This window comes from Variovorax sp. Soil_C_19 (genome assembly GCF_057657255.1).
Genome location: NZ_JBDGIV010000024.1, coordinates 37,922 through 48,316, shown reverse-complemented (window position 1 = coordinate 48,316; position 10,395 = coordinate 37,922). Strand labels below are relative to the sequence as shown.

Genomic DNA, 10,395 nt, shown 5'->3' with positions numbered 1-10,395 from the left:
GCCGTGGTCGACGTGACCGATCGTGCCCACGTTCACGTGCGGCTTGGTGCGGGTGAATTTACCTTTTGCCATTTTTCGACTCCGAAAAGAACGATTTCAACGTATGCAGATGGGATGCAAACCGGCCGTTGCAACCCTCAAAAAACTGGTGCCCTTTGCGGGAATCGGACCCGCGACCTCTCCCTTACCAAGGGAGTGCTCTACCACTGAGCCAAAAGGGCTTTTGCTAACCAATCGCTTCCGGCGCCGAACCGGGTCTCTGGAGCGGGAGACGGGAATCGAACCCGCGTCATCAGCTTGGAAGGCTGGGGTTCTACCATTGAACTACTCCCGCATCGAGGGCACTCCAAGGCACCCAAAGCGCTAGATCCAATCGCTCTTAGAAACCAAATTCATCGCTGGTGGAGAGGGCTGGATTCGAACCAGCGTACTCGTTAGAGGGCAGATTTACAGTCTGCTGCCATTAACCACTCGGCCACCTCTCCGGCGAACCTCGAAATATAGCACGATTTTGTGACTACGCAGAACCCGCCCCGAGAAGAAGCAGGAAACCATTCGAGACGAGAAACCTGCCGCATTATCCGCGAACTTCACCACCCTCTTCTTCGTGCGCGAGCCGCCAGGCACGCGCTTCGCCGAAGTGCCCACAGCCGATGAACGGCACGGGCGGCCGCAGCGCCGACAGCGGCGACGGGTGATTCGCCATCAGCACCTTATGTCGCCCAACGTCGATCAACGCGCGCTTAGATTGGGCATGTGCACCCCAAAGCATGAAAACGACGGGCTTGGGACCCGCCGAAACATGGCGGATCACGGCGTCGGTCAGCGCCTCCCAGCCGCGCCCGGCGTGGCTGGCCGGCTGCCCCTCTTCCACCGTCAGGCAGGTGTTGAGCAGCAGTACGCCGTGCGTGGCCCATTTCACGAGGCTGCCACCCGGGTCGGGAAAAGGCGGCGGTGGCGTGCCGAGGTCGCGCTGGAGTTCCTTGAAGATGTTGCGCAGCGACGGCGGCAGCGGCACGCCCGACGCGACCGAGAACGCCAGCCCCTCGGCTTGGCCGCGCCCGTGGTACGGGTCCTGCCCGAGGATGACGACGCGCACGTCCTCCGGCGGCGTGAGTTCGAGCGCCCGCAGCGGCTGCGGCGGAAAGATCACCGCGCCCGCATCGAGCCGCTCGCGCAGGAAGCTGCGCAGCTTCTGGCCGACGATGCCGCCGAAGAAATCGTCGACTAGCGGCTGCCAGCCTGGCGCGACGGGCCATTCGGCCGGATCGCCGCCAGACAGCTGATCGGGCCGGTTCATCGGAACAGTGCAGCGAGCGCCTCGCCGGGTTCCTTGGCACGCATGAAGGCCTCGCCGACGAGGAAGGCATGGACACCGGCCGCCCGCAGGGTGGCCACGTCCTCGCGCGTGGCGATGCCCGATTCGGTGACGGCCAGCCGGTCGGCCGGCAGCCCGGGCAGCAGGTCGATGGAGGCCTGGATCGATACTTCGAAATTGCGCAGGTTGCGGTTGTTCACGCCGATGAGCGGCGTCTTGAGCTTGAGCGCGCGCTCGAGCTCGGCCGCATCGTGCACCTCGACCAGCACCGCCATGCCGAGGCCCCGCGCAATGGCCTCGAAGTCGGCCATCTGCACGTCGTCGAGGCAGGCTGCGATCAACAGGATCGCATCGGCGCCGATCGCGCGCGATTCGTACACCTGGTAGGCGTCGACGATGAAATCCTTGCGCAGCACCGGCAAGTCGCACGAGGCGCGGGCCTGCTTCAGGTAGTCGATGCCGCCCTGAAAGAACTGCCGGTCGGTCAGCACCGAGAGGCAGGCGGCGCGGATCTCGCCGTCGCCCTCGGCGTAACTCTGCGCGATGTCGGCCGGAATGAAGTCTTCGCGCAGCACGCCCTTGCTCGGGCTGGCCTTCTTGACCTCGGCGATCACGGCCGCCTGCCCCGCGGCGATCCTGGCGCGCAGCGCGCCTTCGAAATCGCGCGTCAGCACGCGGCTTTCGGCGTCGAAGCGCACGGCCTCGAGCGGGCTTCTCTTCTGGGCCGCGGCCACTTCCTGGTGCTTGACGGCAACGATCTTGTCGAGAATGTCGGACATGTTCTGTGTTCCTGCCTGTTGTTGTCGCGTCAGACCGCAGTCGAGATCCGGACCAACTCGTCGAGCTTGGCCCGCGCCTTGCCGGACACCACCGCTTCGCGCGCGCGCTCGATGCCCGCGGCCATTGAATCGGCCACGCCAGCTGCATACAGCGCCGCGCCGGCGTTGAGCAGCACGATATCGAGCGCCGGGCCCGCCTGGTTCTCGAGCACGCCGATCAGCATCGCCTTCGATTGCTCGGGCGTTTCCACGCGCAGCGCGCGGTTGCTCGACATCTGGAAGCCGAAGTCTTCGGGGTGCAGCTCGTATTCGCGGATCTCGCCGCCCTTGAGTTCGCCGACCATGGTCGCGGCGCCGAGCGAGATCTCGTCCATGCCGTCGCGGCCATAGACCACCATCGCATGCTCGGTGCCCAGGCGCTGCAGCGCCCGCACCTGGATGCCCACGAGGTCGGGGTGGAACACGCCCATCAGGATGTTCGGCGCGCCCGCCGGGTTGGTCAGCGGCCCGAGGATGTTGAAGATGGTCTTGATGCCGAGCTCCTTGCGCACCGGCGCGACGTTCTTCATCGCCGGATGGTGGTTGGGCGCGAACATGAAGCCGATGCCGCAGGCCTCGATGGAGCGCGCGATCTGCTCGGGCTGGAGGTTGATGTTGATGCCCAGCGACTCGAGCACGTCGGCGCTGCCCGACTTGCTCGACACGCTGCGCCCGCCGTGCTTGCTGACCTTGGCGCCCGCCGCGGCCGCAACGAACATCGAACACGTCGAGATGTTGAAGGTGTGCGAGCCGTCGCCGCCGGTGCCGACGATGTCGACCAGGTGCGTGGTGTCCTTCACCGGCACCTTGGTCGAGACTTCGCGCATCACCTGAGCCGCGGCGGTGATCTCGCCGATGGTTTCCTTCTTGACGCGCAGGCCCGTGACCAGCGCCGCCATCATCACCGGCGAGCATTCGCCGCTCATGATGAGCCGCACGATGTGCAGCATCTCGTCGTGGAACACCTCGCGGTGCTCGATGGTGCGCTGGAGCGCTTCCTGGGGGGTGATCATGAACAGTCTCCTCGATGTTTGTTGTCGTCAGGCGCCGACGCGGCTGGCCGGCGCGTCCGTGAAAGCGAGCTTGAGGCCGAAGCCGATGAACAGCACGCCCGCGACCCGGTCGAGCAAGTGCATGCCCTTCTGCACGGCGCCGCGGCGTGCCATCCATCCCGCGGCGGCGGCCCAGCCGATGACGATCGGCGCCGAATTGAAGATGAAGAGTACGCCCAGCAGCACGAAGGAAAGCGCCTTGTTCTCCGCGCCGGGCGCGATGAACTGCGGCACGAAGGCGAGGAAGAACAGCGCGACTTTCGGGTTCAGCACGTTGGTCCAGAAGCCGCCCAGAAAGATCTGCCGAAGGCTGCGTTCTGCGCCTGTAGAGGCGGCGGCGGGCACCTGGCCCAGTGCGGCGGGCGGCCTCGCGCGCGACAGCACCATGCGCACGCCGAGATAGAGCAGGTAGGCCGCGCCGGCGTACTTGAGCACCGTGAAAGCCGCCGCCGAGGTGGCGAGCAGCGTGCCGACGCCCACCGCCGCTGCGAACACATGCACGAAGCAGCCCGCCAGAATGCCGAGCCCGCCGACGATGCCAGCGCGCACGCCCGAACGCAGCGAGTGGCTCACGATGTAGAGCACGTCCGGCCCCGGCGTCAGGTTCAGCAGCCAGCCGGCGGCGATGAAGGCGAGCAGGTGGGGAAGATCGGGCATCGCTGGCTCCCGAGGATTCAGGCCTTGAAGAAACCGCGGATGGCGGCCACGGCGCGATCGACGCCGGCCGCATCGACGTCGAGGTGCGTCACGAAGCGCAGCCGGTAGAGCCCCGTCGCAAGGATGCCCTGGCTGTTGAGGTGCGCGAGCAGTTCGGCCGACCGTGCCTGCGCCGCGCCCGTGAGGTCGACGAAGACGATGTTGGTGTGCGGCGCTTCGACCTTGAGGCCCTCGATGCCTTCGAGCCCCTCGGCCAGGCGCCGCGCCAGTGCATGGTCGTCGGCGAGCCGGTCGACGTGATGGTCGAGCGCATGCGAGGCCGCCGCGGCCAGCAGCCCGGCCTGGCGCATGCCGCCGCCCGCCATCTTGCGGATGCGGTGCGCGCGCGCAATGAATTCGCGCGACCCCACCAGCGCCGACCCGACGGGTGCGCCCAGGCCCTTGCTGAAACAGACCGACACGCTGTCGAAGCACTGCGCGATGCGGCGGGCTTCGGCGCGGATGTCGCTGCGCCCGTGCTGCGCGGCCTGCGCCGTGGCGGCGTTGAAAAGCCGCGCGCCGTCGAGGTGCCGCTGCAGGCCCTTGTCTTTCGCGAGGTCGGTCGCGGCCTGCACGTAGTCGAACGGCAGCAGCTTGCCGCCCAGCGTGTTCTCCAGCGCCAGCAGGCGCGTGCGCGCGAAGTGCGCGTCGTCGGGCTTGATGGCGGCCTCGATCTGCGCGAGCGGCAGCGTGCCGTCGGGCGCATGGTCGAGCGGCTGCGGCTGCACGCTGCCGAACACCGCGGCGCCGCCGCCTTCCCAGCGGTAGCTGTGCGCCTGCTGGCCGACGATGTACTCGTCGCCCCGGCCGCAATGCGAGAGGATCGCGCAGAGGTTGCTCTGCGTGCCGGTCGGCACGAACAGCGCCGCCTCAAAACCCAGCAGCGCGGCGATCTTCTCCTGCAGCGCATTCATGCTCGGGTCGGTGCCGAACACGTCGTCGCCGAGCGGCGCCGCCAGCATCGCCTCGCGCATCGCCGGCGTGGGTTGCGTGACGGTGTCGCTGCGCAGGTCGACGACGGAGGAGCGGTCTGCTGTCATGGCGGTCGGTCAGTTCAGAAAGTTCTTGAGCATCGCGTGGCCATGCTCGGTGAGGATCGATTCGGGATGGAACTGCACGCCTTCGATGCGCACCTCATGCGCAAAGCCGGTGTGCCGCACGCCCATGATCTCGCCGTCATCGGTCCACGCCGTGACCGCCAGGGCCTTCGGGCAGCTGTCGCGCTCGATCGACAGCGAGTGGTACCGGTTGACGGTGAACTTCTCGGGCAGCCCCGCGAACACGCCTTCGCGCGTGGTCGTGATCTCGCTGGTCTTGCCGTGCATGAGCTGCTGCGCGCGCACGATCTTGCCGCCGAAGGCGGCGCCGATGGCCTGGTGGCCGAGGCACACGCCCAGGATCGGCAGCTTGCCCGCGAACTCGGTGATGGCCGCCACCGAAACGCCCGCCTCTGCCGGCGAGCACGGCCCGGGCGACACCACGAGCCGCGTCACGCCGGCGGCGATCAGTTCGCCGATCTGCGCGACGGTGATCTCGTCGTTGCGATGCACCTGCAAGTCCGCACCCAGCTCGCCGAAGTACTGGACGATGTTGTAGGTGAAGCTGTCGTAGTTGTCGATCATCAGCAATTTCATGGCTTGCCCACAATCCTGTGCACGCCCTTGACGACGGGGAACACGTTGAAGTTGATCAGAAGCCCCAGCTTCAGGCCCGACAGGCGCAGCGCCGCGAGCACCTGCGCGCGGTGCAGGTCGGTCAGCACATCGACCGCCTTGAGCTCGACGATGACCGACTGCTCGACCACGAAGCCCGCGCGGTACACCTCGCCGAGCGAGCGGCCCTTGTAGCTCGCGGACAAGGCCACGTCGCGCGTGAAGCCGATCTCGCGCTCGGCCAGCTCGATGGCCAGCGCCGCTGCGTAGGCGCTCTCGTCGAGCCCCGTGCCGAGCACGCGCTGCACCTCGACGGCGGCGCCGATGATCTCGTGCGAAAAATCGTTCTGTGTATCGGGTGCGGAATTCATCGTAGTACCTCCGTGCTGCGCACTGCGGTGCGAGCTTGCTTGGGGCGGCCCGGCGCTGCGCTCATTCCAGGCCTTCCTCGACCAGTTCGGCCGCACGCAGCAGCGCGCGCGCCTTGGCTTCCGTTTCTTTCCATTCCAGCTCAGGCACCGAGTCGGCCACCACGCCGGCCGCGGCCTGCACGTGCAGCATCTGGTCCTTCACGATGCCGGTGCGGATCGCGATCGCCACGTCCATGTCGCCCGCATAGCTGATGTAGCCGCAGGCGCCGCCATAGAGGCCGCGCTTGGTCGGCTCGAGCTGGTCGATGAGTTCCATCGCATGCACCTTGGGCGCACCGGTCAATGTGCCCGCGGGGAACGTGGCCTTGAGCACGTCGATGGCGGTCATGCCGTCGGCCAGCGTGCCTTCGACGTTGCTCACGATGTGCATCACGTGGCTGTAGCGCTCGACCGCGAAGGCCTCGGTCACCTTCACGGTGCCGGTCTTCGCGATGCGGCCGATGTCGTTGCGCGCGAGGTCGATCAGCATGACGTGCTCGGCGCGCTCCTTCGGGTCGTTGATGAGCTCCTGCTCGGCGGCCTTGTCGAGTTCGAGCGAGGCGCCGCGCGGCCGCGTGCCGGCCAGCGGGCGGATGGTGATCTTCTGCTCGCCGTCGGCGGTGTTTTCCTGCCGCACCAGGATCTCGGGCGACGCGCCCACCACGTGGAAGTCGCCGAGGTCGTAGTAGTACATGTAGGGCGACGGATTGAGCGAGCGCAGCGCACGGTACAGCGACAGCGGCGACTCGGTGTAGCGCTTGCTGATGCGCTGGCCCACCTGAACCTGCATGAAGTCGCCTGCGGCGATCATTTCCTTCGCGCGCTCGACGGCCGCGAGGTAGTCGGCCTTGGCGAAGCTGCGTTCGGGCGGATGCGCCTGCGTCGGCTTCACGACCGGCGCGCTCACAGAGTACTTGAGCTTTTCCTTCAGCTCGCGCAGCCGGCGCTTGGCAGCGGCATAAGCCTCGGGCTGCCCCGGATCGGCATAGACGATCAGGTAGAGCTTGCCCGAGAGGTTGTCGATGACGGCCAGTTCCTCGCACTGCAGCAACAGGATGTCGGGGCAGCCGAGCGCGTCGGGCGGGCAGCTCTTCTCGAGCTTGCGTTCGATGTGGCGCACGGTGTCGTAGCCGAAGTAGCCCGCGAGCCCGCCGCAGAAGCGCGGCAGCCCCGGCCGGAGCGCCACCTTGAAGCGCTTCTGGTACTGCGCGACGAAGTCCAGCGGATTGCCGGCGGCCGTTTCGACCACGCGGCCGTCGGTGACCACTTCGGTCACGGCCTCGGCGCCGAAGCCGCTCGCGCGCAGCAGGGTGCGTGCCGGCAGGCCGATGAAGCTGTAGCGCCCGAAGCGCTCGCCGCCCACCACCGATTCGAGCAGGAAGCTGTGCTTGCCGCCGCCCTGGGAATGGGCCAGCTTGAGATAGAGGGACAGCGGGGTTTCGAGGTCGGCAAAGGCCTCGGCCATCAGCGGAATGCGGTTGTAGCCCTGGGCGCTGAGGCTCTTGAATTCAAGTTCGGTGATCACGGATTCGTTCTCCAGTTGCCGGCCGGCGCGCTCTCTCGGCCGGGGCAAGGTCATTCACATTCATGGCCTGGTGCTGTGCTGCACCGGAACCGCGGGCGCACGGCGTGCGCCGTGCCAATCAAACAGGCAGCGATGTATGGCGACGCCAGGGCCAGGCTCCCCGGCTGCCTTCACCTGATTGAATGACGTGATGAACGAACATGGAACGCGGAGTTTAGCCCACGAAAACGCCGCAACATGCAATGGCCCGCGATTTGAGGGTTCCCCCGAAGTTGCGCCGCTCAGCCCGCCGCGCGGCCGAGTTCGGCCAGCGAATCGACGAAGCCGTCGGCATCGACCGCGCGCACCGGTTCGCCATGGTTGTAGCCGTAGGTGACGAGCACCACGGGACAGCCGGCAGCACGGGCCGCCTTCGCGTCGTTGCTCGAGTCGCCGATCATCAGCGTGCGCGACGGCAGCGTGCCCAGCGCCTCGCAGGCCTTCAAGAGCGGCAGCGGATCGGGCTTCTTGCGCTCGAAGGCGTCGCCGCCGAAGGCGAATTCGAAGAACCCGTCGAGCCCCTTGGCGGCCAGCAAAGGTTTCGCGAACGCGCCCGGCTTGTTCGTGAGGCACACGAGGCGCAGCCCGCGCGCGCGCAGCGCTTCGAGGCCCTCGCGCACGCCCGGGTACAGCGACGAATGCTGCCCGTTGATGGCAAGGTAGTGGTACTGGTAACGCGTCCAGGCGCGCTCGAACAGCGCCTGGGCGCGCGCATGCAGTGCGTCTGCGCCGTCGCCGGCGAAGGCGCTGCCTGGCATGGCCAGCACATGCGCGAGCGCGGAATGGATCAGGTGCTCCGACCCCTTGCCGACCATGCGCTCGATCGCGGCCGGCGCGATGGGCGGCAGCGAAAGGTCTCCGAGCATGTGGTTGAGCGACACCGCGAAGTCGCCCAGGGTGTCGACCATCGTGCCGTCGAGATCGACGATGGCCGCGTCGAAGCGGGTGCAATCGAAGCGAAAGGAGTTCAAGACGTTTCAGCGGTTGCGAAAAGAGGCGCCATGCTACCCGCGGCGGCACGGCAACCCGGCCCCGCGCTCGGCCCGGACCACCCTCAGGCGGCAAGCACCTCGAGGTTGCCGGTGCCCGGCAACGCGCGCAGCGTGGCGGCCGTTCTCGCCGAATAGTCGCGGCTCAGCACCGTGCTGATCTCGACGTACTCACAGCGCGCTTCGCCCGGTTTCAGGGTCAGAATGGCATAGCCGCGCTTGCTGGTTTCGGCGTAGCGCAGGTCTTCGACCATGCGCAGGAAGCCGTCGGACAGCAGGTCGTTGGCAATCAGCGGCAACGCTCGCTCGAAGCCGGGCGACGACACCGACGACGTTCCGAATTCCACGCCCGCCCGCTGCCCCGAGGCATCGGTGAGGTTGCCGGCCCACGCGTTGTGCGTATCCCCTGCCAGAGAGACCAGGTTCTTGCCTTGATTGCGCGCCATGGCGAGCACGGTGTCGCGCGCGGCCGGGTAGCCGTCCCAAGCGTCCATGTTGTAGGGCACATTCTGCTGGGCGAGCAAGGCCCTCTGGCTGTCGCTGCGCTCTGAGTCCGGAAGCGCCTTTGCGGCTACGTAGGCGGCCAGCGTCTCGGCGTTGACGTCGGTCGCAATGCTCAGGGGAATGGTCATGCGCATCATCAGCACCTGCTGGCCCAGCACCTGCCAGGTACCGGCCGACGCGGCCATGCGCGCAGACAGCCAATCCACCTGCGGCTGGCCCAGCAGTTGCCGCGTGGGGGCGTCCGCCTCGCCGGCCAGGTACTGGTCGATCGTGAGCTGCCGCTCGCGGCCGATCAGCCGGGTGTCGAGCATGTGCAGCGAAGCCAGCGTGCCGATGTCGAACGAGCGATAGATCAGCAGCGGGTTCGCCGGGTCGGGCAGCCGCGTCGGCAACCACTCGTGGTAGGCCTGCACGGCCGCCGCGCGCCGCGCCGCAAAGCTGCCTTCGTCTGCTTCGTCGTGGTTGGCGGCGCCGCCCGACCACGCGTTGTCGGCCAAGTCGTGGTCGTCCCACACGGCAATCATGGGAAACCGCGCATGCAGCGCGCGCAGGTCGCCGTCGGTGCGGTATTGCGCATGGCGCTGGCGATAGTCCGCCAGCGTCAATAGCTCGTGGGCGGGTGCCGACTCGCGGTCGATGGCGATCGCAAGCTGCGACGCATACCCCACCGGGCCGTACTCGTAGATGTAGTCGCCCAGGTGCAGAACCACATCGATATCGGTGCGCTTGGCAATGTCGGCATAGACATTGAAATAGCCGCTCGGAAAGTTGGAGCAGGACACCACCGCCAACTTGGCCTGCGATACGCCACCCACCGGCAGCGTTCGGGTGCGGCCGATGGGTGAGCTCTCGCTGCCCACCAGGAAGCGATAGAAATAGGTGCTGGCCGGCTGGAGCCCGGAGGCGTCCACCTTGACCGTGTAGTCGCGCTCGGGTCCGGCGCTCAGCGCACCGCGCGCAACGATGACGCCGAAGCGCTCGTCGCTCGCAACTTGCCATTCGACGTTCAGGGTGCCCGGTGCGGGCGCCGTCACACGGGTCCAGAGCATCACCCGGTCCGACAGCGGGTCGCCGCTGGCGACGCCGTGCTTGAACACCGCGCCGGTGCTCTCCGGCGGACTGCCGCCGCCTCCGCCGATGCCCCCTCCGATGCCGCCGCCGCCACCACCACCACCGCCTCCACAAGCGGTCAGGCTCACCCCGCTGGCGGAGAACATCGCGAACAGCACCGCGCTGCGTATGAGCGAGCGTCGGGTGGTGCCGGTCAGGACTTGCTGGGGATCTGTGCCGCCGCCCTCATCGGCAATCTGGATTGCCTCGTCGTTCTTCTTCTCTTTCCGAGCGCGCATGGCTGTCTCCTGATCCGACGAGGGTGAGACGCACGGCACGCCT

10 protein-coding genes, 3 tRNA genes and 1 pseudogene are annotated in these 10,395 nt (G+C 67.3%); all 14 read right to left on the bottom strand.

All coding sequences use genetic code 11. From position 1 onward, the window contains the following. Positions 1-72, bottom strand: a pseudogene (locus AC3A6R_RS26355) (GTP-binding protein); the annotation flags it as partial. A 74-nt stretch (positions 73-146) separates the two neighbouring features. Continuing rightward, positions 147-221: transfer RNA gene (locus AC3A6R_RS26350), tRNA-Thr, on the bottom strand. A gap of 39 nt (positions 222-260) precedes the next feature. After that, a tRNA-Gly gene (locus AC3A6R_RS26345) sits at positions 261-334 on the bottom strand. A gap of 65 nt (positions 335-399) precedes the next feature. Then, positions 400-485 (bottom strand) — tRNA-Tyr (locus AC3A6R_RS26340). Positions 486-577: 92 nt separating this feature from the next. After that, complete coding sequence (locus AC3A6R_RS26335) at positions 578-1,300, bottom strand: uracil-DNA glycosylase (protein ID WP_487861382.1); 723 nt, start codon at positions 1,298-1,300, stop codon at positions 578-580. Next, the gene (gene trpC, locus AC3A6R_RS26330; protein ID WP_487866059.1) at positions 1,297-2,097 is read right to left on the bottom strand and encodes an indole-3-glycerol phosphate synthase TrpC; all 801 of its coding nucleotides are present in this window, start codon (positions 2,095-2,097) and stop codon (positions 1,297-1,299) included. The genes AC3A6R_RS26335 and trpC overlap by 4 nt, the downstream gene beginning before the upstream one ends. Positions 2,098-2,126: 29 nt before the next feature. Further along, entirely contained in the window at positions 2,127-3,149 is a 1,023-nt protein-coding gene (trpD, locus tag AC3A6R_RS26325; protein ID WP_487861380.1) for an anthranilate phosphoribosyltransferase, read from the bottom strand. Between the two features lie 27 nt (positions 3,150-3,176). Next, the gene (locus tag AC3A6R_RS26320; protein ID WP_487866058.1) at positions 3,177-3,845 is read right to left on the bottom strand and encodes a LysE family translocator; all 669 of its coding nucleotides are present in this window, start codon (positions 3,843-3,845) and stop codon (positions 3,177-3,179) included. A gap of 17 nt (positions 3,846-3,862) precedes the next feature. Beyond that, complete coding sequence (gene ltaE, locus AC3A6R_RS26315) at positions 3,863-4,924, bottom strand: low-specificity L-threonine aldolase (protein WP_487866057.1); 1,062 nt, start codon at positions 4,922-4,924, stop codon at positions 3,863-3,865. 9 nt (positions 4,925-4,933) lie between these two features. Beyond that, positions 4,934-5,518 (bottom strand): aminodeoxychorismate/anthranilate synthase component II, encoded by a 585-nt coding sequence (locus AC3A6R_RS26310; protein WP_487866056.1) that lies wholly within the window; start codon positions 5,516-5,518, stop codon positions 4,934-4,936. Next, positions 5,515-5,907, bottom strand: coding sequence for a GxxExxY protein (locus AC3A6R_RS26305; RefSeq protein WP_487866055.1), 393 nt, complete (start codon positions 5,905-5,907; stop codon positions 5,515-5,517). Before AC3A6R_RS26305 ends, AC3A6R_RS26310 begins: the two co-directional genes overlap by 4 nt. 61 nt (positions 5,908-5,968) lie before the next feature. Then, positions 5,969-7,471, bottom strand: coding sequence for an anthranilate synthase component I (gene trpE, locus AC3A6R_RS26300; protein ID WP_487861375.1), 1,503 nt, complete (start codon positions 7,469-7,471; stop codon positions 5,969-5,971). Positions 7,472-7,752: 281 nt separating this feature from the next. Continuing rightward, positions 7,753-8,481, bottom strand: a complete 729-nt coding sequence (gene gph / locus AC3A6R_RS26295; RefSeq protein ID WP_487866054.1) for a phosphoglycolate phosphatase — start codon at positions 8,479-8,481, stop codon at positions 7,753-7,755. A gap of 83 nt (positions 8,482-8,564) precedes the next feature. Further along, complete coding sequence (locus AC3A6R_RS26290) at positions 8,565-10,352, bottom strand: alkaline phosphatase D family protein (RefSeq protein WP_487866053.1); 1,788 nt, start codon at positions 10,350-10,352, stop codon at positions 8,565-8,567. Positions 10,353-10,395: the final 43 nt, after the last annotated feature.

Bases quoted from the DNA above. Each gene is read 5' to 3' on its own strand.
- AC3A6R_RS26335 (WP_487861382.1), bottom strand. From the start codon at position 1,300: ATGAACCGGCCCGATCAGCTGTCTGGCGGCGATCCGGCCGAATGGCCC.
- trpC (WP_487866059.1), bottom strand. From the start codon at position 2,097: ATGTCCGACATTCTCGACAAGATCGTTGCCGTCAAGCACCAGGAAGTG.
- trpD (WP_487861380.1), bottom strand. From the start codon at position 3,149: ATGATCACCCCCCAGGAAGCGCTCCAGCGCACCATCGAGCACCGCGAG.
- AC3A6R_RS26320 (WP_487866058.1), bottom strand. From the start codon at position 3,845: ATGCCCGATCTTCCCCACCTGCTCGCCTTCATCGCCGCCGGCTGGCTG.
- ltaE (WP_487866057.1), bottom strand. From the start codon at position 4,924: ATGACAGCAGACCGCTCCTCCGTCGTCGACCTGCGCAGCGACACCGTC.
- AC3A6R_RS26310 (WP_487866056.1), bottom strand. From the start codon at position 5,518: ATGAAATTGCTGATGATCGACAACTACGACAGCTTCACCTACAACATC.
- AC3A6R_RS26305 (WP_487866055.1), bottom strand. From the start codon at position 5,907: ATGAATTCCGCACCCGATACACAGAACGATTTTTCGCACGAGATCATC.
- AC3A6R_RS26290 (WP_487866053.1), bottom strand. From the start codon at position 10,352: ATGCGCGCTCGGAAAGAGAAGAAGAACGACGAGGCAATCCAGATTGCC.